At 52.4% G+C, this 21,681-nt stretch carries 21 protein-coding genes, 1 pseudogene and 1 riboswitch; of the genes and pseudogenes, 12 read left to right on the plus strand and 10 right to left on the minus strand.

The genetic code is table 11. The features are described 5' to 3' along the window. Nucleotides 1-502 precede the first annotated feature (502 nt). Entirely contained in the window at nucleotides 503-1,435 is a 933-nt protein-coding gene (gene lpxP, locus G163CM_RS04205; protein WP_231827022.1) for a kdo(2)-lipid IV(A) palmitoleoyltransferase, read from the plus strand. A gap of 9 nt (nucleotides 1,436-1,444) precedes the next feature. On the opposite strand, the gene G163CM_RS04210 is transcribed toward lpxP, so the two are convergent. From G163CM_RS04210 to yebS, 5 genes are all read right to left on the minus strand, one after another. Then, nucleotides 1,445-1,636 carry a YdfD/YebW family protein gene (locus G163CM_RS04210; protein ID WP_231827023.1) on the minus strand — a complete coding sequence of 64 codons (192 nt, stop codon included), beginning with the start codon at nucleotides 1,634-1,636 and terminating at the stop codon, nucleotides 1,445-1,447. A gap of 128 nt (nucleotides 1,637-1,764) precedes the next feature. Next, nucleotides 1,765-2,004, minus strand: coding sequence for a YebV family protein (locus G163CM_RS04215; RefSeq protein WP_015964053.1), 240 nt, complete (start codon nucleotides 2,002-2,004; stop codon nucleotides 1,765-1,767). 122 nt (nucleotides 2,005-2,126) lie between these two features. Continuing rightward, the gene (gene rsmF / locus G163CM_RS04220; protein ID WP_231827024.1) at nucleotides 2,127-3,557 is read right to left on the minus strand and encodes a 16S rRNA (cytosine(1407)-C(5))-methyltransferase RsmF; all 1,431 of its coding nucleotides are present in this window, start codon (nucleotides 3,555-3,557) and stop codon (nucleotides 2,127-2,129) included. 78 nt (nucleotides 3,558-3,635) lie between these two features. Next, nucleotides 3,636-6,269, minus strand: a complete 2,634-nt coding sequence (locus G163CM_RS04225; protein ID WP_231827025.1) for a PqiB family protein — start codon at nucleotides 6,267-6,269, stop codon at nucleotides 3,636-3,638. Beyond that, the gene (yebS, locus tag G163CM_RS04230; RefSeq protein WP_231827026.1) at nucleotides 6,238-7,521 is read right to left on the minus strand and encodes a membrane integrity lipid transport subunit YebS; all 1,284 of its coding nucleotides are present in this window, start codon (nucleotides 7,519-7,521) and stop codon (nucleotides 6,238-6,240) included. Before yebS ends, G163CM_RS04225 begins: the two co-directional genes overlap by 32 nt. 144 nt (nucleotides 7,522-7,665) lie before the next feature. On the opposite strand from yebS, the gene G163CM_RS04235 reads away from it, so the two are divergent. The 4 genes from G163CM_RS04235 to htpX all read left to right on the plus strand — a co-directional run bounded on the left by G163CM_RS04235 (nucleotide 7,666) and on the right by htpX (nucleotide 12,099). After that, complete coding sequence (locus G163CM_RS04235) at nucleotides 7,666-8,163, plus strand: GAF domain-containing protein (RefSeq protein ID WP_015964057.1); 498 nt, start codon at nucleotides 7,666-7,668, stop codon at nucleotides 8,161-8,163. Between the two features lie 97 nt (nucleotides 8,164-8,260). Next, nucleotides 8,261-8,944 (plus strand): RNA chaperone ProQ, encoded by a 684-nt coding sequence (gene proQ / locus G163CM_RS04240; RefSeq protein ID WP_015964058.1) that lies wholly within the window; start codon nucleotides 8,261-8,263, stop codon nucleotides 8,942-8,944. Between the two features lie 19 nt (nucleotides 8,945-8,963). Then, a complete protein-coding gene (gene prc / locus G163CM_RS04245; RefSeq protein WP_231827027.1) occupies nucleotides 8,964-11,012 on the plus strand; it encodes a carboxy terminal-processing peptidase in 2,049 nt (682 codons plus the stop codon). 202 nt (nucleotides 11,013-11,214) lie between these two features. Further along, nucleotides 11,215-12,099 (plus strand): protease HtpX, encoded by an 885-nt coding sequence (gene htpX, locus G163CM_RS04250; RefSeq protein WP_231827028.1) that lies wholly within the window; start codon nucleotides 11,215-11,217, stop codon nucleotides 12,097-12,099. Between the two features lie 30 nt (nucleotides 12,100-12,129). Here htpX and G163CM_RS04255 read toward each other — a convergent pair whose 3' ends face one another. Continuing rightward, complete coding sequence (locus G163CM_RS04255) at nucleotides 12,130-13,503, minus strand: MFS transporter (RefSeq protein WP_015964061.1); 1,374 nt, start codon at nucleotides 13,501-13,503, stop codon at nucleotides 12,130-12,132. A 177-nt stretch (nucleotides 13,504-13,680) separates the two neighbouring features. Here G163CM_RS04255 and kdgR point away from each other — a divergent pair, with 177 nt between their 5' ends. Next, a complete protein-coding gene (gene kdgR, locus G163CM_RS04260; RefSeq protein ID WP_149462792.1) occupies nucleotides 13,681-14,472 on the plus strand; it encodes a DNA-binding transcriptional regulator KdgR in 792 nt (263 codons plus the stop codon). A gap of 45 nt (nucleotides 14,473-14,517) precedes the next feature. Here kdgR and G163CM_RS04265 read toward each other — a convergent pair whose 3' ends face one another. Next, nucleotides 14,518-14,757, minus strand: a complete 240-nt coding sequence (locus G163CM_RS04265) for a YobH family protein (RefSeq protein ID WP_231827029.1) — start codon at nucleotides 14,755-14,757, stop codon at nucleotides 14,518-14,520. A gap of 164 nt (nucleotides 14,758-14,921) precedes the next feature. On the opposite strand from G163CM_RS04265, the gene mgrB reads away from it, so the two are divergent. The 6 genes and pseudogenes from mgrB to rlmA all read left to right on the plus strand — a co-directional run bounded on the left by mgrB (nucleotide 14,922) and on the right by rlmA (nucleotide 19,360). Next, a complete protein-coding gene (gene mgrB, locus G163CM_RS04270) occupies nucleotides 14,922-15,065 on the plus strand; it encodes a PhoP/PhoQ regulatory lipoprotein MgrB (RefSeq protein WP_015964064.1) in 144 nt (47 codons plus the stop codon). 73 nt (nucleotides 15,066-15,138) lie between these two features. After that, entirely contained in the window at nucleotides 15,139-15,429 is a 291-nt protein-coding gene (locus G163CM_RS04275; RefSeq protein ID WP_015964065.1) for a YebO family protein, read from the plus strand. 745 nt (nucleotides 15,430-16,174) lie between these two features. Further along, nucleotides 16,175-16,319, plus strand: a pseudogene (locus tag G163CM_RS04280) (DUF2627 domain-containing protein). 12 nt (nucleotides 16,320-16,331) lie between these two features. Then, nucleotides 16,332-16,541, plus strand: coding sequence for a transcription antiterminator/RNA stability regulator CspE (gene cspE, locus G163CM_RS04285; protein WP_001062678.1), 210 nt, complete (start codon nucleotides 16,332-16,334; stop codon nucleotides 16,539-16,541). Between the two features lie 215 nt (nucleotides 16,542-16,756). Beyond that, entirely contained in the window at nucleotides 16,757-18,499 is a 1,743-nt protein-coding gene (gene ftsI, locus G163CM_RS04290) for a peptidoglycan glycosyltransferase FtsI (RefSeq protein ID WP_231827030.1), read from the plus strand. Between the two features lie 63 nt (nucleotides 18,500-18,562). After that, a complete protein-coding gene (gene rlmA, locus G163CM_RS04295; protein ID WP_231827031.1) occupies nucleotides 18,563-19,360 on the plus strand; it encodes a 23S rRNA (guanine(745)-N(1))-methyltransferase in 798 nt (265 codons plus the stop codon). Here the strand turns inward: rlmA and mntP are convergent. From mntP to G163CM_RS04310, 3 genes are all read right to left on the minus strand, one after another. Then, the gene (gene mntP / locus G163CM_RS04300; RefSeq protein ID WP_041686431.1) at nucleotides 19,357-19,926 is read right to left on the minus strand and encodes a manganese efflux pump MntP; all 570 of its coding nucleotides are present in this window, start codon (nucleotides 19,924-19,926) and stop codon (nucleotides 19,357-19,359) included. The two genes, rlmA and mntP, sit on opposite strands and share 4 nt — an antisense overlap. Nucleotides 19,927-20,007: 81 nt before the next feature. After that, nucleotides 20,008-20,113, minus strand: a riboswitch (yybP-ykoY riboswitch). A 197-nt stretch (nucleotides 20,114-20,310) separates the two neighbouring features. Continuing rightward, nucleotides 20,311-20,769, minus strand: a complete 459-nt coding sequence (locus G163CM_RS04305) for a DUF986 family protein (protein WP_015964070.1) — start codon at nucleotides 20,767-20,769, stop codon at nucleotides 20,311-20,313. Nucleotides 20,770-20,821: 52 nt separating this feature from the next. Further along, the gene (locus G163CM_RS04310) at nucleotides 20,822-21,673 is read right to left on the minus strand and encodes a PTS mannose transporter subunit IID (RefSeq protein WP_015964071.1); all 852 of its coding nucleotides are present in this window, start codon (nucleotides 21,671-21,673) and stop codon (nucleotides 20,822-20,824) included. Between the last annotated feature and the right edge of the window lie 8 nt (nucleotides 21,674-21,681).

The following is a 21,681-nucleotide window of genomic DNA, read 5'->3' on the forward strand; positions in this document are numbered from 1 at the left end:
GATTAGGCGCTTTTATCAATGTATGGCGAAATAATTAGTCTGATGATCTGTTTTACACCTTCAGTATCATCGCATTTATAAAAGCTCTAAAGTTAAGAATGCTCTGACAAATAGAATAAATAAAGGAGTGAAGTAAATATTTATTTCCCTGATAAGTCCTTGTCTAATGAATAATTCGGAAATGCCTGATTAATCATCTGCTCTGGCGAACAAATCGCCGCAGACTGCGGCCTGCAGCGGGATGCAGCTCTAATGTAATCGTGTGATCTGCGTAAATCTCACTATCCTTTTTGCCAAAAAAAGTGCATGCTGGCGGCGAGTTAAGCTACAGCCTTCCGGTAAGTTTTTTTCTTTTTTCAGGTCTCTTTTGTAAAGTCTTGTCCTGAAAGTGAATTAGCCGAACGTATTACTGTCAAACTCTTGTACGTACCGCATAAAGAGTGATGAAAAGGATTCATTTTTTCCTTACGCGCTACTTTTTTTCATGCTTCAGGAAAAAATGATGTCAAAAGAATTTGATACCCGGTTATTGCACCCGCGTAATTGGTTAACATGGTTCGGCTTAGGTGTGCTTTGGCTCATCGTCCAGCTTCCTTATCCTGTCTTACATGCCCTCGGTTCAACGGTGGGTAAAATGTCTCGTCGTTTTCTTAAGCGCCGCGAGCGCATTGCTGCGCGTAACATTGAACTCTGCTTCCCTCAGATGGACGCGGCTTCACGTGAAGCGATGCTTGAGCAAAACTTTATGTCGCTCGGGATGGGCCTGATTGAAACCGGCATGGCCTGGTTCTGGAGTGATGCCCGCGTCAAAAAATGGTTTGATGTCGAAGGCTACGATAACCTCACCAAAGCGTTACAGCAGCATCGTGGTGTTATGGTTGTTGGCGTGCACTTTATGTCACTGGAGCTCGGGGGCAGGGTCATGGGGTTATGTCGCCCGATGATGGCAACCTATCGTCGTCATAATGATCCGCTGATGGAGTGGGTTCAGACCAAAGGTCGCCTGCGTTCCAATAAAGCGATGATCGATCGCCGCAATTTGCGTGGCCTGGTGCAGGCGCTGAAAGCCGGTGAAGCCGTGTGGTTTGCGCCAGATCAGGATTACGGCCCGAAGGGTAGCGTTTTCGCACCGTTCTTCTCCGTGAACGAAGCGGCAACCACCAACGGGACCTGGGTGCTTTCTCGTTTGTCAGGCGCGGCAATGCTCAGCATCACCATGGTGCGTAAGGCGAATAAGAAAGGTTACGTGCTGCACATCAGTGACGTGATGTCTGATTACCCGGTAAATGACGAAATCGATGCGGCCAGCTATATGAATAAAATCATCGAGAAAGAGATTTTACGCGCGCCGGAACAGTATCTGTGGGTGCACCGTCGCTTTAAAACGCGTCCGCGCGGTGAAGCGTCGCTCTATCATGCGGCGTCTCCGCACTGATCGTTATCCTCAAAAATCGCTGTATTCGTGGGCGGGATACCAGAACCCGTCCACAAAATCCTCTATCGGAAAACATCCACCACGACGCAATCGCTGATCTTCCATCGCAGCAACGCATTGCTTCTCCGAGTTATACACGTCCACGACAATATCATCACAGCCACCGTCAAGGTAGCAGATGAACAAAACCAGTGCGAACATCCTGCCCTCAGTCTGATAAATGGTTATGACACAACGGATCCGTTAAGAATTAAGTGTAGGGGATGAAGGGCAGCGGCGGGAAAGGTTATGCAAATAAATAACCCGCCTGTGGGCGGGTTCCTTTTGGGTTATGCGAAGCGCAGCACCCAGGCATCAGAACGTTGGTCGTAGTGTTTACGGTAAAGGACAGAGTGTTCGCCGTTGAGTACGGCAGGGACGCTGGTGTCGGCATCCCAGGCGTCTAGCTGCATGCATAAGTCAGGGTCGGATTTACAGGGAATGCTTAACGTTCGTTCACCGTGCTGCTCGCCGTGCAGCTCGGCATCATCTATCTCGAATGCGCCGATGCGTACGTTGGTTTTACTCATGATGCTCTCCGTTGGTCGCTGAAATTGTGGTACGACCAGTTCAGGTCGCCCATTTTTTAGCGTAGCCAACGAAGAGAATATCGCCAGTCAAAAAGTGCGCTATTTTTGCGCGCTTTTCAGGGTTATTCGGCAAAAAGTTTACCGTCGCGAACCAGTTCGCGCGGATAACTGTTTTTCAATCGTGAGCTGATTCGCTTCGCCAGCCCAAGCGGGAAGCCCTGATACGTCACCACCACATCGTCGTGATTTGGCACATTTTCCGGGTAGATATCGCGCCCGCGATACCACTCCTGCGCCTCATTCAGCGTCAGCTCATGCCCCAGTTTGTCGGTTTCGGCCAGCGCAATCACCGCTTCGTGCTGCCAGCGATAACCTTTGTTATGCGTCTCGGCAAGTTTGAGGCCAATACGCGAGAAACGGACTTTTCCGAGCAGCGGTTCAATCTCTGCCGGGAAGAGCCAAATCTCTTTATCGCGCTGCCAGAGGGAAAGCGCGTCATTCCAGAACAGCCCGACCTGACCGGCTGCCTCAGTGACGGCGGCTGATTCGCGGGCTTTCATCGGCGTGAACGGGAATTTACCCACTTTGTAGCCCGGTGCTGGCAGAGGCTCGACCGAGGCGATTTTACGCAGACGGGCGACGAAGAAGCCTTCACAATCGTAAATCTGCGGGAAGACGTGGAGGAAACCTTCGGGCGTGAGTGCCTCTTTCGCTGACGGGAATAGCGTTGCCAGCGATTCAACTTCCACGGCCTGCGGATACTGTTCCAGCAGCCAGGCGAGCACCGATTCGTTTTCGTCGCGATTGAGCGTACAGGTTGAGTAAACCAGCGTACCGCCAGGTTTCAGTGCGTGAAAAGCGCTGTCGATAAGCTCTCGCTGCGTGGCGGCAATCTCAAGATTACTTTGTACCGACCAGTTTTTCAGCGCGTCGGGATCTTTACGCACTACACCTTCGCCGGAACACGGCGCATCGAGCAGAATAGCGTCAAAACTTTCCGGTACTGCCGCGCCGAAGACGCGGCCATCAAAATGGGTCAGCGCCACGTTTGCAATACCGCAGCGGCTGATATTGGCGTGCAGCACTTTTACCCGGCTGGCGGAAAACTCATTGGCGAGAATTGCGCCCTGGTTGCCCATGCGAGCGGCAATCTGGGTGGTTTTCGATCCAGGAGCGGCGGCGACGTCCATCACTCGTTTTGGCAGCTCGTCGCCGGTAAACAGCGCGGCGACCGGCAACATCGAGCTGGCTTCCTGAATATAAAACAGGCCGCTAAGGTGCTCAGCGGTGCTGCCTAGCGGCAGTGACTCTTCGTCTTCGCGTTCAATCCAGAAACCTTCCGCACACCAGGGCACCGGCGTCAGTTGCCAGCCATAAGGGGCGACCAGCGCCAGGAAATCGGCAACGCTGATTTTTAATGTATTGACGCGAATACTGCGGCGCAGCGGGCGCTGGCAGGCGGCAATAAAATCATCAAAGTCGAGGTGAGCAGGCATGGCCTCACGCATCTGCGCGAGGAATTCATCGGGAAGAAAGACAGAGTTTTGAGCCACTGGGGAGTACCACACATAAACAGAGAGCGTGCAGTTTAGCATAAACGCCCCAGCGCAGTGACACCGGGGCGTTTAACATTAACGTGGCAGGGCGGTGCCCCATTGGCGCCACTCTTTCGGCTCCTCTTCCTGTAACAGGAAGTGTTTGCCTGCCTGCGCTTTCGGCGCGAGCGGCGTGCCTGGCGGGGTGGCAAAGGCAATACCGCCGCGAATGAACTGATTGAAGGTGCCGGTTTTCACTACACCCCCCGTCAGGCCAAAGTCGAGGCTGTAGCCGGATGCCAGCCAGAAGACTGAATTGTTGCGCACCAGATGCTGATAACGCTGGCTGATACGCAGCTCAACCATCACGCGGTCGGAAAGCGACCCCAGCGTTAGACCCGTTACCGTGCCCACTTCGATACCACGGAACAGCACCGGCGTACCAATGCCCAGCGAACCGGCTTCTGGCGCTTCTACCACCAGACTCAGCCCGTCGAGATAGCGGGAGTCGGCGATGGTGGCTTCCTGAAGCTCAAATTCGCGACGTGGCGAACCCTGGCCCATCTCAACGTTGATGTAAGGTTGCAGGATGGTATCGAGGTGCTCTACACCGGCCGCGGAAATCTGCGGCGTTACAACCGAGAAGCGGCTGCCGCGACGCGCGAAAGTATTCACATACTCCGGATAAAGCACCGCGCGCGCCTGAACTTCGTTGCGCCCGGCGTTCAGCTCCAGCGTCTGTACCTGTCCAATATCAATGCCCAGATAACGAATCGGCATACCTGCCGCCAGTTTCCCGGCATCGAAGGCGTGCAGCGTAATCTGGCCACCTACCGCACGCGCCGCAGTTTCAGACGCGAACAGGATACGTTTATCGCCTTTACGCGTATTTCCCCCCGCGCCGCTCAGGTTATCGAAGCTGATTGCACCTTTCAGCGCACGAGACAGCGGCGAAGCCTGGACGGTCAACCCGCTGCCGTTCAACTGAACTTTTGCACCACCCTCTGCCCAGAACACGCTGTCTGGCGTAAGCAGAGAACGATATTCCGGCTTGATGTGCAGAGAAATTTCAAATGCATTTGCCCGTGGCGTGACGGTAATGACTTCACCCACTTCGAACTTGCGATACAGCACAACCGACCCCGCCTGAATATCCGGCAACGTTTCTGCTGTCAGGACAAGCGTAGAGGTCGGCAGTTCGCTGAGACTGTTTTCCTGGGCTTTTTCAAGGTTGGCGTAAAGAGGATAGTCAGACTTCATCTCACCTTTTTCACCGGGCAGAATGCGGATCCCGCCGCTCAGCCATTCACTGGCGCTTGCGCCCAGGAACTCAACGCCATCGAGACCCACTTTGACATCCACGCGGCTGTTCACCACAAACTTGCTGTCGCCATGGATCAGTTCACGATATTGCGGTTCGATAGCGATAGTGAACGTCACACCTTTATTGGTTAGCTTACGCTCCATGACCTGACCCACTTTCACACCGTGCAGAATGAGCGGTTGCCCGGCATCGATGCCGTAGCTTTCCGGCGCGGTGAGGGAGAGTGTCATGACGTCAGGTTGTTGCAGTAACGTTTTGCTGGCAGGCAGAACGGTAAAGCTGTCCCGCGCCTCGCCTTCGCCCGGCACCAGTTCAAAGGTGCTTCCGGTAAGCAACATGCTGAGATTAGCGTTCTCCAGCGACAGTTTCGGCTCATGCAGCTCAATACGCGTTTTCTCGCGCAGCAGGGTGACCACGCTCGGATCGACGGTCATTTCGCCCGTAACGGAACTGTCTGAATTAAGATTAAGTTTCGTCAGTTGCCCCACTTCCAGGCCTTGATAGAGCAGGGGGGTTGAACCCGCTTTCAGACCCTGGCCGCTGGGAAGCTGCAATTTGACGATCACCCCACGCTGACTGTGGGCGAGATCTTCATAGAGACCAAATTCATCGTTTTGCGCGGCGACTTCTGATTTATCCGGCGAGTCAAATGCAATCGCGCCATTCACCAGCGCTGCCAGACTTTCGAGCTGTACCTTCGCACCGCTCAAATCGACGTCTGCTTTAATGCCCGATACGTTCCAGAAGCGGCTGCCTTTTTTTACCAGGTTGGTGAAGCGGCGCTCAATCAGTACATCGATGGTCACACCGCGTTTGTTGGCATTAATGGCGTAATCGTAGACGCGTCCAACGGGAATTTTACGATAGTAGACCAGCGAGCCGCTGCTGAGCGAGCCGAGATCCGGCGCGTGCAGGTGAATCATCAGCTCGCCGTTATTCAGACGATATTTTGGCTGCGTATCCAGCGCGGTGAAGTGATCGCGCGCTTTACCTTTGCCGGGCATCATGCCGATATAGTTACCGCCGACCAGCGCGTCCAGCCCGGAAACCCCGGCCAGAGAGGCCTTCGGTGTCACCAGCCAGAATTGCGTATCATCACGCAGCGCGTCTTCCATATCGCTTTTGATGCTGGCCTTCACTTCGATACGGTTCAGGTCGTCGGTCAGGCGAATCTCCTGCACCGTTCCCACTTCCACCCCCTGATAGCGCACGGGCGTACGGCCCGGTACGATACCGTCCGCCGACATAAAGTCGATGGTGATGGTAGTGCCGCGATCTTCATAGCTGTTCCAGATAAGCCAGCCTGCAATCAGCAACGCGATGATAGGCAGCAACCAGAAGGGTGAAATGCGACGTTTAATTTTAATTTTCGCTTCAGTCGGTGAAGCGGGCGTTTCCTGACTCATGAGCGTCCCAAAGTAAGCGGCTGTCCAGCCAATTAACAGCAAGAATAGTCAAAATAACCGCGGCACCGAAATAAAATGCAGCGGGGCCCATCGTAAAGGCGAGAAGCTGATCGCGATTAATCAGCGACATGGTCAACGAGATCACGAACAGATCCAGCATCGACCAGCGACCAATCCACGTCACGAATCGCAGCAACAGAATTCGCGTGCGTAACCCCTGTTCACATTTGGAATGAATGCTAACCAGCAGGGTAAACAACACGATGACTTTGGTAAACGGTACCAGGATACTGGCGAAGAATACCACGGCGGCGACGGCGACGTTACTGTCCGCCAGCGAAAGAATTCCCGACATGATGGTATCTTCCTGTCGCCCGCCGTTGACGTAAATAATCGAAATCGGCAAAAAATTCGCCGGTAACAGAAAGATGATGGAGGCAGTCAGCGCCGCCCAGCATTTCTGCAGACTCTGGCGACGCCGCCTGGTGAGTGGTACGTGGCAACGATGGCAGCGCCCACGTGAATCAGGAAAGCCAGTGTGATGGCAATCCAGGCACACCATCAGCCCTTCATTAGGGCGGGTTGCCGGGCGTTGCGGATAAAAGCGCTCCCAGAGTTCTTCGATATTCAGATGAATCATCGTCAGAATACTGAGTACCACCAGTGAGATAAACGCCAGCAGGCCCAGCCCCGGTTGCAGGAAGGCGTAATCCTGTACCTTGATAGACGCAACGGCGATGCCCACCAGATAAATGTCCAGCATCACCCACTCTTTGAGTTTCTCCAGCATCAGCAGTACCGGGCGCAGGTTCATGCCCAGAATATTGCCAAGCCAGAGATAGGCGATGGAGATAACCAGTACCGCTGGCGCGGCGACGCTACAGAACAGCACCATCGCGGCGGTAATGGGATCGCCCTGGGCGGTCATTTGCTGGATACCGTGTAGTACGTTTGCGTCGATGCGTACCCCAAGCAGGTGCAGGCGAAGCAGAGGCTCGCTCCAGGCGAATGGCATCAATAGCATCATGGCAATCGCCATGGCGCCAAGACGCGTTAACGACCAGTCACGACCGTCGCGAACTTTGGCATTGCAGCGCGGGCAATAGGCGCATTGATGCGATTTAACCGACGGTAATTGAAAAAGCGTATCGCACTGCGGGCAACGTTGGTATTGTGCCTGCGGGATAGGATCACCCATCGCATGAATACGAATTTTCTGTGTCGGTGTAATGCGTGATGTTTTTAGTGGCATTTATTACATCGTAGAATGAATGTATAACTCTATCTTAACTCATGAATGGATTGAACTTGAGCCCTGACGCATTTAATGCTTATTTTATAGGAGTATGCGTCGTCGATAGTATCAGTAATTGAAGTAGACAATAGTGGTTTAATAATGAACAAAACAGAACTTTACGCGGATCTCAACCGTGATTTTCAGGCATTGATGGCAGGTGAGAACAGTTTTTTAGCTGTAATCTCTAACACCAGCGCGTTGCTTTTTGAACGTCTGGCGGATGTTAACTGGGCAGGTTTTTATTTACTGGAAGGCGATACGCTGGTTTTAGGCCCATTCCAGGGCAAGCTGGCGTGCGTGCGTATTCCGGTTGGCCGAGGCGTATGCGGCACTGCAGTGGCGAAGAATGAAGTGCAGCGCGTAGAAGATGTGCACGCGTTCGACGGTCATATCGCCTGCGACAGCGCGAGTAACTCCGAAATCGTCCTGCCGCTGGTGGTTGACGGAGAAGTGATTGGCGTGTTGGATATCGATAGCCCGCTCTTTTCACGCTTCAGCGAAGAGGACGAACAGGGCCTGCGTGAACTGGTCGGTCATCTCGAAAATGTGCTTGCTGGCACCGATTATCAAAAATTCTTTGCCCGCGTCGAAGGATAATCAACGGATAACGTAGCATTTAGCGATGGCGTCATTATAATGTCGCCTGTTCATGCCTGCGGCTTGTTGGCTACGTCCGTTGTAATCAGGAAATTTCATGGAAAATCAACCTAAGTTGAATAGCAGTAAAGAAGTTATCGCATTTCTGGCCGAACGTTTTCCGCACTGTTTCAGTGCCGAAGGTGAAGCTCGTCCTCTGAAAGTCGGTATTTTTCAGGATCTTGTCGAGCGTGTTGATGGTGAGATGAACCTCAGCAAAACCCAATTACGTTCCGCATTACGTCTTTATACTTCAAGCTGGCGCTACCTTTACGGTATCAAAGCTGGCGCAGTACGTGTCGACCTCGACGGTAACCCTTGCGGTGAACTCGATGAGCAGCACGTTGCCCATGCTCGTCAGCAGCTTGAAGAAGCCAAAGCGCGTGTTCAGGCTCAGCGTGCTGAACAGCAGGCGAAAAAACGCGAAGCTGCCGCTGCTGCGGGTGAAGGTGATGCTCCGCGTCGCGAACGTAAGCCGCGTCCTCCGGTTCGCCGCAAAGAGAACGCTGAGCGTAAACCGCGCGATGCAAAACCTGCTGCGAAAGCCGTGCGCGAAGTGCGCGAAGAAAAGCTTACTCCTGTTTCCGACATTTCTGCGCTGACCGTTGGTCAATCCCTGAAAGTCAAAGCGGGCAATAACGCAATGGACGCCACGATTCTGGAAATCACCAAAGATGGTGTCCGCGTGCAGCTTACTTCTGGTATGTCAATGATAGTACGCGCAGAACACCTGGTGTTCTGAAACGGAGGCCGGGCCAGGCATGAACAAACTTTTTAGGCTCTCCGCCCTCGCTGGCCTGTTTTTAATAACAGGCCACGCCTTAGCGGTGGAAGATATTACCCGTGTTGATCAAATTCCGATTCTTAAGGAAGAGACGCAGCACGCAACGGTGAGCGAGCGCGTAACATCGCGCTTTACCCGTTCTCATTACCGTCAGTTCGATCTCGACCAGTCCTTTTCCGCCAAGATTTTTGACCGCTATCTGAACCTGCTCGATTACAGCCACAACGTCCTGCTGGCCAGCGACGTTGCGCAGTTTGCCTCGAAGAAAGGGCAGATTGGCGATGAACTGCGCTCGGGCAAGCTCGACGTGTTTTACGATCTCTACAATCTGGCGCAAAAGCGACGTTTTGAACGTTATCAGTACGCGCTGAAAGTGCTTGAACGCCCGATGGACTTCACCGGCAACGACACCTTCAATCTTGACCGGGCAAAAGCGCCATGGCCAAAAGATGAGGCCGAGCTGAACGCCCTGTGGGACGGCAAGGTCAAGTTCGATGAACTGAGTCTGAAGCTGACCGGGAAAGATGAAAAAGAGATCCGCGAAACCCTGACGCGTCGCTATAAGTTCGCGATTCGTCGTCTGGCGCAAACCAACAGCGAAGACGTTTTCTCGCTGGCGATGACTTCTTTCGCACGCGAAATCGACCCGCATACCAACTATCTCTCTCCGCGCAACACTGAGCAGTTCAATACCGAAATGAGCCTGTCTCTGGAAGGTATTGGCGCCGTGCTGCAAATGGATGATGACTATACGGTTATCAATTCCATGGTGGCTGGTGGGCCGGCGGCGAAGAGTAAAGCGATTACGGTTGGCGATAAAATTGTCGGCGTAGGCCAGGCGGGTAAAGGCATGGTCGATGTGATCGGCTGGCGTCTGGACGATGTCGTGGCGCTGATCAAAGGGCCGAAGGGCAGTAAAGTTCGTCTGGAAATTCTGCCTGCGGGTAAAGGTGCGAAAACCAAAATCGTCACCCTGACGCGCGAACGCATTCGTCTGGAAGACCGTGCCGTGAAAATGTCGGTGAAAACCGTCGGCAAAGAGAAAGTGGGTGTGCTCGACATTCCTGGTTTCTATGTTGGCCTGACAGAAGACGTTAAGGTGCAACTGCAGAAGCTGGAAAAACAGAACGTCAGCAGCGTGATTATCGATCTGCGTACCAACGGTGGCGGAGCATTGACGGAAGCGGTATCGCTCTCTGGTTTGTTCATTCCGTCCGGCCCGGTTGTGCAGGTGCGTGACAACAACGGTAAAGTGCGTGAAGACAGCGACAACGACGGCGTGGTGTACTACAAAGGCCCGCTGGTGGTGCTGGTTGACCGCTTCAGCGCCTCGGCTTCTGAAATCTTTGCTGCAGCTATGCAGGACTACGGACGCGCGCTGATTGTCGGTGAACCGACCTTTGGGAAAGGCACTGTTCAGCAGTACCGTTCTCTGAACCGCATCTACGATCAAATGCTGCGCCCGGAATGGCCAGCGCTGGGCTCTGTGCAGTACACCATTCAGAAGTTCTACCGCATTAACGGCGGCAGTACGCAACGTAAAGGTGTAACACCGGATATCCTGATGCCGACCGGTTCTGAAGAGACGGAAACGGGTGAGAAATTTGAAGATAACGCATTGCCGTGGGACAGCATTGATGCCGCGACCTATGTGAAATCTGATGATTTAACACCGTTTGGTCCGGAACTGCTGAAGCTGCACAATGCGCGTATCGCGAAAGATCCTGAATTCCAGTACATCATGAAGGATATCGCGCGCTTTAATGCGATGAAAGACAAGCGCAACATCGTCTCTCTGAACTACGCTCAGCGTGAAAAAGAGAACCTGGAAGATGATGCAACACGTCTGGCTCGCGTTAACGATCGCTACAAACGCGATGGAAAACCGTTGCTGAAGAACATCGACGATTTGCCGAAGGATTACCAGGAGCCGGATCCGTATCTGGATGAAACCGTGAATATCGCGGTTGACCTGGCGCATCTTGAAAAAGACAGGCCAGCCGCAACCCCTGCGACCAGCAAGTAATCCTCCCTAAATTAAACAGGCACAAGCGATTGTGCCTGTTTTTTTACATCTCTAAACCGCGCGTAAGCAAGTGTGCGAAAAAATGTAAAGTTGTGTCTTTCTCGTGACTTACCCGCCGTGGATAGTTGAAAATTGTATTAATACCCATACGATGTGGGTAATCGCATAGTGCGTTTTGTTAAAACGAGGTTAAAAGTAAATTATGATGCGAATCGCGCTCTTCCTGTTGACCAACCTTGCTGTGATGGTTGTGTTTGGGCTGGTGCTAAGCCTGACAGGAATTCAGTCGAGCAGCATGACGGGCCTGCTGATTATGGCTCTGCTATTTGGTTTTGGTGGTTCTATCGTTTCGCTGATGATGTCGAAATGGATGGCGCTGAAATCTGTGGGTGGGGAAGTGATTGAGCAGGCGCGCAACGAAACGGAGCGCTGGCTGATGGACACCGTGGCGCAACAATCGCGTCAGGCCGGTATTGGTATGCCGCAGGTCGCTATCTATCATGCGCCGGATATCAACGCCTTTGCCACCGGTGCGCGCCGTGATGCGTCTCTGGTAGCGGTCAGTACGGGTCTGTTGCAGAACATGAGCCGTGACGAAGCGGAAGCGGTCATCGCGCACGAGATTAGCCACGTGGCTAACGGTGATATGGTGACTATGACGCTGATTCAGGGCGTGGTGAACACCTTTGTTATCTTCATCTCGCGCGTCATTGCGCAGATTGCCGCCGGTTTCCTGAGCGGTAACCGTGATGAAGGTGAAGAGGGCGGTAATGGTAACCCGCTTATCTATTTTGCGGTTTCAATGGTCCTTGAACTGGTGTTCGGTATTCTGGCCAGCATTATTACCATGTGGTTCTCGCGTCACCGTGAATTCCACGCGGATGCCGGTTCAGCGCGCCTGGTCGGGCGTGAAAAAATGATTGCTGCTCTGCAACGTCTGAAAACCAGCTACGAACCACAGGAAGCCAGCAGCATGATGGCCTTCTGCATCAACGGTAAGTCCAAAACGCTGAGTGAGCTGTTTATGACTCACCCGCCGCTGGACAAGCGCATCGAAGCGCTGCGTACCGGCGAGTATCTGAAATAATGAAAAAGCGCCTCAAGTGAGGCGCTTTTTTTAGCTCTGCACGCGCGGTTGCGTCACCCTCAAGCCGCTAAACAGCGCCGCTACCACCGCCAGACTTCCCGCCAGCAGCAATGACACATGTGTCCCGCTATCGCCAAACGCATTAAACATTAACGCCACCAGCGCCGCACCGGTGCTTTGCCCCAGCAGGCGAGCCGTACCCAGCATCCCGCTGGCACCACCGCTACGCGAACGAGGCGCGGCGGAAATAATGGTGTGGTTGTTGGGCGACTGAAACAGCCCGAATCCTGCGCCGCACAGGATCATGCGCCAGATGATATCCAGGTCGGAAGGCGAAGAGGGCAGCAGGGCGAGCGCAAATAATCCGCAGGCCATTACCGCCATGCCCAGCGCGCCGAGGAATCCGGCGTGAACTCGCTCAATGAGATACCCGGCCAGCGGTGCCATTACCATGGTGGCTAAAGGCCAGGGCGTCAGCAGCAAACCCGTTTCCACTTCGCTGCGCCCCATCATGGTTTGCAGGAAGAAGGGAAGCGAGACCAGCGCCAGCATCTGTGCGCAGAAAGAACAGATAGAGGTGCAAATAGAGAGTGAGAACAAGGGAATACGCAGTAAATCGACCGGTAATAGCGGTACGGGTAAACGCAACTGACGACGGATGAAAAAGAAACCGACAATCAGTAACAGCACCACTTCCGCGACCACCTGCGTGGTCGATTGCCCCTGCGCGAAACCGCCCAGCGCGGTGATCAGCAGACCAAACGTCAGGGCATTCATGATTGCGCTTGGCAGATCGAAGCGCGTGGCCTGGCTGCGCGAACCGTTTGCGGGCAGATAACGCACCGCCAGCACCCACGAGATAACGCCCAGCGGCACGTTCACAAGGAATAGCCATTGCCATGATGCGACTGACAGGATCGCCGCCGCGATGGTCGGCCCGGCCGCTGAGGAGACAGCAACCACAAACGAGTTAATACCCATACCGCGCCCCAGTTGGCGCTGCGGATAGATAAGCCGAATGAGCGCCGTATTCACGCTCATGAGCGCAGCGCCACCCAGACCCTGCGCCACACGCGCAAGCGTTAGCATCTCGAGCGAATTCGACATCGCACACAGCCCAGACGCGAGGGTAAAGACAATCAGGCCTATTTTGTAGATCCGGTGATAGCCAATCATGTCCCCCAGAAAAGCCAGCGACAGCAGCGAGATGACGATAGCTATCTGATAGGCGTTGACTATCCAGATAGACGCTGCCGGTGAGGCATGCAGATCGCTGGCAATCGTCGGTAAGGCAACGTTGGCGATAGCCCCATCGAGCACCGCCATCGTAATACCAAGCACAATGGTTAAGATAGCGCCATACCGTTGAGGGACAGGTAAGCCATCCGAGAGTTTTTTATCCATGAGAAAAATGCGTTTTTTAAGAAATTATTTGCCAGAAAACTATTTTAGCATTGATTATTCGGCTGTATGTCGCAGATTTGTAACCAGGTTGCAGAAGATTCATTGCGACGAACGCTTTGCGAAATTATAATAAAAACCGGTTCTAATTTTTATAAAACAGTTGCGATGAGGTGATAAATGGCAGTTGCAGATTTGGATAAACAGCCAGATTCTGTCTCTTCAGTATTGAAGGTTTTTGGCATCCTGCAGGCGCTTGGTGAAGAGCGCGAAATCGGAATTACCGAACTGTCGCAGCGTGTCATGATGTCGAAAAGCACTGTTTATCGCTTTTTGCAGACCATGAAATCATTGGGATACGTTGCCCAGGAAGGGGAATCTGAAAAATATTCGTTAACGCTTAAGCTGTTTGAGCTGGGCGCACGCGCATTACAGAACGTTGATTTAATTCGTAGCGCAGACATTCAGATGCGTGAACTCTCGCGTTTGACCAAAGAGACGATTCACCTTGGTGCGCTGGATGAAGACAGTATTGTCTATATCCATAAAATTGACTCGATGTACAACTTGCGTATGTACTCTCGCGTAGGTCGTCGTAACCCGCTTTACAGCACCGCCATTGGTAAAGTGCTGCTGGCCTGGCGCGACCGCGATGAAGTGCGTGAAATTCTGCAGGATGTGGAATACAAGCACAGCACCGATCGCACCATCACCAGCACCGATGAACTGATGCCGGTTCTGGATCTGGTTCGTCAGCAGGGGTATGGGGAAGATAACGAAGAACAGGAAGAAGGTCTGCGCTGCATCGGCGTACCGGTCTTTGACCGTTTTGGCGTGGTCATCGCGGGCTTGAGTATTTCGTTCCCGACGCTGCGTTTCTCTGAAGAACGTCTGCACGAGTATGTGGCGATGCTGCATACGGCGGCGCGTAAGATTTCAGAGCAGTTAGGCTATAACGATTATCCGTTCTGATTCAGCGCGTAATCAAAAAAACGCCGCGATGTTCGCGGCATTTTTTTATCCATTATCAACCACAGTTTCACTTTTTCGCAGGACCGGGCAATCGGTCAGACCAATGATCCCGCTGCTGGAATGAACGTATTGTGCTGTGCTGGTGCCTCGTGCGGTCAGATATTTACATTGTAGCCCCAAACCGCCAGCATTCTCCTTGCTGCCGATTAAAACACCATAACCGCTCAGCAATATGCCAATCCAGACAATGGCCAGTATAATAATTGTTCTGATCGCAAATCTCATGACATCCTCACGTCTTTTCTATCCTTGATAATAGAGTAGCTTTTCAATATTGCGAGACAACTCCATGATTCCTAAAAGCAGAATTTATCTGTACAGTTAGCCGCGGTTTAAGATGTCCGTGTTAATTTGATCGTCTGTTAATGCTATAAGTCGTGGAGTGTGGAGTGAAAAAATTTCGGTGGGTGTTACTGATTGTCGTACTGGCGGCCTGTTTGCTGCTCTGGACTCAGACGCTCAACGTGTTGTGCGACCAGGATGTTCAGTTCTTTAACGGGATCTGCAGCATCAACAAATTCATTCCCTGGTAAAACATTTTTGCCATCAACGATTTCCTTCCTTAATACGAGTGGTAGAATAGCCCGTTCCTTTTGAGGTGGTGAAATGAGTGATCTAGTAAGTTCTGGGGCATTAAATCTGGCGTCTGTGGTGGTATCTGTTCTGCTCCTGGTCGTGGGGCTGGTACTTTGGTTCTTTGTTAACCGCGCAAGTTCGCGCACCAGTGAGCAAATTGAACTGCTTGAAGCATTGTTGGATCAGCAAAAGCGTCAGAATGCGCTGCTGCGTCGACTCTGTGAAGCCAATGAACCTGAAAAACCGGCAGTCGAAGAGAAAGCCGTTGAAGCAAAAAACGAAGATGAAGATGATTTCATTCGCCTGGTGGCAGAACGATAATCTTTTCTCCTCTTTACTCCGGCTGTCTAACCAGGCTGCCGGAGACCATAGGTTGCACCGCCGCGGTGCACGCAGTCTGAACAACGGTATTACCTCTCCCTATCATCCATCTTCCTGATGCGTCTCAAAGCAGGCTCGGTGTCGTTTTTCAATCCCGGCTTCGTATCTAATTGTATTTATAATTAATTTTTTATCAGCCAAACAACCCGGTCAATTATCCATCACCCAAATGTATGAGTGACGGATATCTACTTTATTTGCGCAACCTACTAGCCGCATTTGCCGTACGGTATTAGCGAAACGTTTTTATTGCGCGGTGATAACGCTATGTCATTAAACGTTCATTATTTTGGTGCAACCTAAGTACATTATTTGGCTTGTGTGAGTCACGGCAGCAGTATAGCGAAACGTTACTTACTTATAACCGGTTATCAAAATGCACCTTTCAAAAATTAGCTCGAAAATATTCTAACGATATAAAAAAATGTTGATGCCGCTTCGCTTTTCTGGACGTACAGAAAATGTTGGTCTATGGTAAAAAAGTCTTACGTTACCGCAAGGTAGGTGAGATACAAGACACGAGCCTGGGCGCGGCAGGATTAGGGTTTGCCGTATAAATGCGTAGTCGATCAAATGATTGTTGTATGATTTGTGCGGCTGATCGAGACACGTTTAAAAATGGCTTGCCATTATTAACGTTGTATGTGATAACACGTTTTGGGTTAAACGAGGTACAGTTCTGTCTATGTATGGCATTATCAGTAAAGAAGTCCTGAGTAAACACGTTGACGTTGAATACCGCTTCTCTGCCGAACCTTATATTAGTGCCTCATGCAGTCATGTCTCAGTTTTATCTATGAATGCGCCCACGGGCGAAGAAAACACTCTAAGGAATTTTGCAAATGGCAAAGATTAAAGGTCAAGTTAAGTGGTTCAACGAGTCTAAAGGTTTTGGCTTCATTACTCCGGCTGACGGCAGCAAAGATGTATTCGTACATTTCTCTGCAATCCAGGGTAACGGTTTCAAAACTCTGGCTGAAGGCCAGAACGTTGAGTTCGAAATTCAGGACGGCCAGAAAGGCCCAGCTGCAGTTAACGTAACTGCAATCTGATTCGACTGCCACTGATGCTTTGATGCGTGCGCGCATCATAATCAGCCTTAAAGCCTCGCAACCGCGGGGCTTTTTACATTCTTTGCAAAGTGTTTCTGATTTCCCTTCTGGTCGTCCTTTGTTGCAAATCCGCGATCTTATTAGCATTGTTGCGCGATAAATCTCTGAACTATTCCTGTTAAATCAGTCCGTTGCTTTTTAATACTGGAGTCAGAGTGCAAGATAAATCCCGAGGGAAGCCCCCTCACTTTACCCCCGTCCGGTTTGGTCTGGTATGCGCCGGTATTTTAAGCTGTTTGGGCTTCCTCCTTGCGCGAGTTGGCTGGTTGCAAATTGTCTCCCCCGATAACCTGGTCAAGCAGGAAGATATGCGCTCGGTGCGCGAAGAACCGATTGATGTACCACGTGGCATGATTGTCGATCGCGAAAACCGGCCGCTGGCTGTGAGCGTACCGGTCAGCGCGATTTGGGTCGATCCGCAAACCCTGATTGAGAAGGGTGGTGTGGGTTTCGATAATCGTTGGCAGGCGCTGGCAAAAGCGTTAAACCTCTCCTTAAGCGCATTACAGGCCCGCGTCAATGCGCACCCCCACAGCCGATTTCTCTATCTTGCCCGCCAGGTGGACCCGCTTCAGGCGCAGTGGATTGATAAGCTGCATCTGCCAGGCATTAACCTGCGCGAAGAGTCACGCCGCTTTTATCCTGCCGGCCACGTCGCGGCGAACCTGATAGGTTTTACGAATGTCGACGATCAGGGCATTGAAGGTATTGAGAAAAGCTTTAACAGCCAACTCATTGGCAAACCGGGTTTGCGTCAGGTGCGTAAGGATAAATTTGGCCGGGTTATCGAAAACATTACCGAAATGGCCCCCGTACCTGCGCATAACATTCAGCTCAGTATTGATGAGCGATTGCAAACGGTAACGGAAGACGCGCTGGATAACGCTGTGCGCTGGAACAAAGCCGCGTCTGGCGCAGCGGTACTGGTGAAAATCGACACTGGCGAAATTCTCTCAATGGCGAGCTACCCGGACTACAACCCGAACAATCGCGAAGCTGCCACGCTGGATGATTTCCGCAACCGCGCAATCAGCGATACCTTCGAACCGGGTTCCACGGTGAAACCATTAGTGATCATGACGGCGCTTCAGCAGGGCATTGTTCGCCCGGATAGCGTGGTCGATACTCATCCTTATGTACTGGACGGCCATCGCATTCGTGACGTGGGCTATTATCCGGAGCTCACCCTAACCGGTATTTTGCAAAAATCGAGCGACACGGGCGTCTCGCGTCTTTCACTGGCGATGCCGGTACAAAAGCTGCTGGACACCTACACCGCGTTTGGTTTTGGTGAACCGACCGGATTGGGCTTAACCGGTGAAAGTCAGGGATTGTTACCGCATCGTCGTTACTGGGGCGAGCTGGATCGTGCGACGTTCGCCTTCGGCTACGGCTTAATGGTCACGCCGCTGCAACTCGCGCACGTTTACGCGACCATTGGCGGCTTTGGTATTTCTCGTCCCCTGTCAATTACCCGTATCGATCCGCCGGTCATCGGTCATCGGGTAATGCCCGAACCCCTGGTGCATCAGGTTGAACATATGATGGAAAGCGTCGCGCTGCCGGGCGGTGGCGGGACAAAAGCCGCCGTTCGTGATTATCGCGTCGCGGTGAAAACCGGGACAGCCAAGAAAATTGGCGACGACGGGAAGTATGTCGATAAATATGTCGCGTATACCGCAGGTGTGGCGCCCGCCAGCAACCCGCAGTTTGCGCTGGTCGTGGTGATCAATGAACCGCAGAACGGACAGTATTACGGCGGCGCGGTTTCCGCACCGGTATTCAGCCAGATTATGGGCGATGTATTACGTCTGGAGAACGTCATGCCGGATGGCTTACCACAGGGCTCAGATAATTTGATTGTGATGCACGCGCCTGCGGGGGCGCCTGCGCTGTAAATCCTCCCACTCAGGGGCGAAAAGCGGTACACTTTCGCCCTTTGAATGTTCCCCGGAGTTGTTATGTCCTGGAGTTGCCCGCTCTGCCACGCGCCGCTCACCCGCAGCGGAAACAGCTATTGTTGTCCTCATCGCCATCAGTTTGATATGGCGAAAGAAGGTTATGTCAATTTACTGCCCGTGCAGCATAAGCGTTCCCGCGATCCGGGCGACAGCGCAGAGATGATGCAGGCGCGCCGCGCCTTCCTTGATGCCGGGCACTATCAACCTTTACGCGATGCTATTTGCGCGAAGCTTGACGAGATTAAGCCAGCACAACTACTGGATATCGGCTGCGGGGAAGGGTACTACACTCATGCTTTTGCCGAAATTGCCGGGCACACGTGGGGCCTCGATGTGGCAAAGAACGCCATTCGCGCCGGGGCAAAGCGTTATGCGAATGTCGATTTTTGTGTCGCTTCCAGCCAGCGCCTGCCGTTTGAAGATAACTGCATGGACGTGGTGGTCCGTATTTACGCACCCTGCAACCCTGAAGAGCTGGCAAGAGTCGTTAAACCGGGCGGATGGGTGATTACAGTCACGCCGGGGCCGCGACATTTAGTTGAGCTAAAAGGGCTGATTTACGACGAAGTCCAGCTGCATGCCCCGCATTCGGAAACGTTGCCGGGCTTCACGCTGCAAACGCACGATGCGTTAGCCTATCCGATGCAGTTGAGCGGGGCGGAAGCGGTAACGCTATTGCAGATGACGCCGTTTGCCTGGCGCGCGAAACCAGACGTATGGGAAACCCTGAAAGGGCAGGAACACTTTGACTGCCAGACCGATTTTGCCATTCATGCCTGGCAGCGTTCGGAAGATTAACCCGCGAAGTGGCTGTAGAGAATTTCTGCGCCAATACCGATAAGCACGATACCGCCAAGAATTTCAGCCCGTTTGCCGAGCAGCGGGCCAATAAAGCGGCCAATCATCATGCCCAGCGTCGACATGGTGAAGGTCGCGCAGCCAATGGCCAGTGCCATCACCAGAATATTGACCTGTAAAAACGCCAGGCCGACACCGACCGCCATAGCATCAAGGCTGGTGGCAATTGCGGTGGTCACTAATAACCAGAAACCGTGACGGCGGGGCGGTTCGCACTCTTCATCGCTATCGTCGCCCCGGAATCCTTCGACAATCATTCGCCCGCCTAAAAAGACCAGCAGCACGAACGCCACCCAGTGGCTCCACTCCAGTACAAAGCGACTGGCGAGCATTCCCAGCCCCCAACCAATCAGCGGGGTAAGGGTTTCGATAACGCCAAAGATAAGGCCAGTACGGATGGCTTCAGAGAATTTGGGTTTGTGGAGCGTTGCGCCTTTTCCCATCGATGCAGCGAAAGCATCCATCGACATGCCAAGGGCGAGGAGAATAATTGCGTATGCGTTCATCAGAGCGTCCAGACCGGGAATATCCATATGACACACTCCTGCCCCCAGTAAACAGCAGTAAGCGCATCTATGGTCTCGCCTAACCATTCTGGGTTGAATGGTTCGCACGTGCCACGTTTTGCAACGAGTATGTTGACACGCACATTTTCAGATAACTGAAAATCGGCTACTCCCCAACGACGGACGCAACCTTAACATATTTTTAGAATATAAACCAAGAACAGAAAGTGTTATTTCTTTTAACTAAATGATAACGATTTTCATTTGCGAAATAAGGTGAGAAAAACGTTAATTATTATCGTTCATTTTTTGAGGGAATATAGCCAGCGCTATATTAAAAGTGCCTGAAAATAGCACAATTATAGCACTGGCTATATTTACAACCTATTGAGCAGAAAGAAGAAGTTTAGAGATCCTTTCGAGGTCATCAATATTCTTCACACGAACCAGCAGACGTCGTTGTTCTAATTGCATCACCAGTACGCCATCCTCGGATAAATTCATCTGTTTCACCCGTGGATATTCAATCCAGATATTGGCGAAGAAAAAGCCTGCCGATTTGAAAATGATTTTTGGGCTGCGGATCCAGAACAGATAAAGGCCCATCAATGCCAGCGACGATAACAGCCAGGTGGTGATTTGCGCACCATTATTATTGATGTTGTTATAGATAAGAATCGCGATGAGACCGACGAAAATTGCGCCATCAATACGGTTACGACGCAGAAGGGGGATAGAAAGCAGCGTGGCGCCATGACGGCGGGGCATGATGAACTGGTCGTAAATAGCGAAAGCCAGCAGTGCGATGATGAAGAAAACCAGTACCCAATCCGTTATTGTCATTAAGCCTCCGAATAAAAAACCGGGGGCCTGAGCCCCCGGCGTACAACAGATATTACAGACCCAGCAGGCCGACAGCGTAGCCCGCGATACCGATGACGAAGAAGCCAACGATGATCCACAGCGGGTTGACTTTCTTACGCAGCAGCCACATACAGGCGAAGGTCAACAGCAGCGGCACCAGGCCCGGCATCAGCTGGTCCAGGATGGTCTGCACGGTGGTGACGCGCGTCTGGCCATCCTGACCGGTAATGGTCGAAACCACCAGCGGGATGTTGACGTGCGTCCACTTGTTAACCAATGCCCCCATGACAAACAGGCCGAGGATTGACGCCCCCTCAGTCAGTTTCTGCAGGAAGCCGCCGCCCATATCTTTAACGATATCGACACCTTTACGGTAGCCGTACGCCACACCGTAGTAACGGGTAGCCAGACGCACCACGTTAAACAGGATGAAGAACAGCAGAGGCCCAAGCAGGCTACCGCTCATCGCGATACCCGCACCCAGCGCCGCGAAGACCGGACGCACAGTACCCCAGAAGATCGGGTCGCCGACGCCAGCCAGCGGGCCCATCAGACCGACTTTGATACCGTTGATTGCCGCATCGTCAATTTCAGCGCCGTTAGCACGCTGTTCTTCCATCGCAAGCGTTACGCCCAGAACCGGTGCAGCAACGTACGGATGGGTGTTAAAGAACTCCAGGTGACGCTTGATAGCCTGTTTACGCGCATCGTTGTTCTCAGGATACAGACGACGGATCGCCGGTACCATGGAGAAGCAGAAGCCCAGCGCCTGCATACGTTCGAAGTTCCATGAACCCTGGAACAGGTTTGAACGCAGGAACACGCCACGGATATCGCTCGGAGTGAGTTTTTTCTCGGTGGTAGTTTGAGTTGTATCAACCATGTCGCTCA

Source organism: Pseudocitrobacter corydidari, from assembly GCF_021172065.1.
Taxonomy (GTDB): Bacteria; Pseudomonadota; Gammaproteobacteria; order Enterobacterales; family Enterobacteriaceae; genus Pseudocitrobacter; species Pseudocitrobacter corydidari.

What these genes read in the sequence shown, in the direction of transcription:
- G163CM_RS04210 (WP_231827023.1), bottom strand. Translation starts at nt 1,636, where the DNA reads ATGTTCGCACTGGTTTTGTTCATCTGCTACCTTGACGGTGGCTGTGAT.
- proQ (WP_015964058.1), top strand. Translation starts at nt 8,261, where the DNA reads ATGGAAAATCAACCTAAGTTGAATAGCAGTAAAGAAGTTATCGCATTT.
- G163CM_RS04235 (WP_015964057.1), top strand. Translation starts at nt 7,666, where the DNA reads ATGAACAAAACAGAACTTTACGCGGATCTCAACCGTGATTTTCAGGCA.
- G163CM_RS04310 (WP_015964071.1), bottom strand. Translation starts at nt 21,673, where the DNA reads ATGGTTGATACAACTCAAACTACCACCGAGAAAAAACTCACTCCGAGC.
- lpxP (WP_231827022.1), top strand. Translation starts at nt 503, where the DNA reads ATGTCAAAAGAATTTGATACCCGGTTATTGCACCCGCGTAATTGGTTA.
- G163CM_RS04215 (WP_015964053.1), bottom strand. Translation starts at nt 2,004, where the DNA reads ATGAGTAAAACCAACGTACGCATCGGCGCATTCGAGATAGATGATGCC.
- G163CM_RS04265 (WP_231827029.1), bottom strand. Translation starts at nt 14,757, where the DNA reads ATGAGATTTGCGATCAGAACAATTATTATACTGGCCATTGTCTGGATT.
- yebS (WP_231827026.1), bottom strand. Translation starts at nt 7,521, where the DNA reads ATGCCACTAAAAACATCACGCATTACACCGACACAGAAAATTCGTATT.
- htpX (WP_231827028.1), top strand. Translation starts at nt 11,215, where the DNA reads ATGATGCGAATCGCGCTCTTCCTGTTGACCAACCTTGCTGTGATGGTT.
- mntP (WP_041686431.1), bottom strand. Translation starts at nt 19,926, where the DNA reads ATGAACGCATACGCAATTATTCTCCTCGCCCTTGGCATGTCGATGGAT.
- G163CM_RS04255 (WP_015964061.1), bottom strand. Translation starts at nt 13,503, where the DNA reads ATGGATAAAAAACTCTCGGATGGCTTACCTGTCCCTCAACGGTATGGC.
- G163CM_RS04305 (WP_015964070.1), bottom strand. Translation starts at nt 20,769, where the DNA reads ATGACAATAACGGATTGGGTACTGGTTTTCTTCATCATCGCACTGCTG.
- G163CM_RS04225 (WP_231827025.1), bottom strand. Translation starts at nt 6,269, where the DNA reads ATGAGTCAGGAAACGCCCGCTTCACCGACTGAAGCGAAAATTAAAATT.
- G163CM_RS04275 (WP_015964065.1), top strand. Translation starts at nt 15,139, where the DNA reads ATGAGTGATCTAGTAAGTTCTGGGGCATTAAATCTGGCGTCTGTGGTG.
- cspE (WP_001062678.1), top strand. Translation starts at nt 16,332, where the DNA reads ATGGCAAAGATTAAAGGTCAAGTTAAGTGGTTCAACGAGTCTAAAGGT.
- kdgR (WP_149462792.1), top strand. Translation starts at nt 13,681, where the DNA reads ATGGCAGTTGCAGATTTGGATAAACAGCCAGATTCTGTCTCTTCAGTA.
- rlmA (WP_231827031.1), top strand. Translation starts at nt 18,563, where the DNA reads ATGTCCTGGAGTTGCCCGCTCTGCCACGCGCCGCTCACCCGCAGCGGA.
- prc (WP_231827027.1), top strand. Translation starts at nt 8,964, where the DNA reads ATGAACAAACTTTTTAGGCTCTCCGCCCTCGCTGGCCTGTTTTTAATA.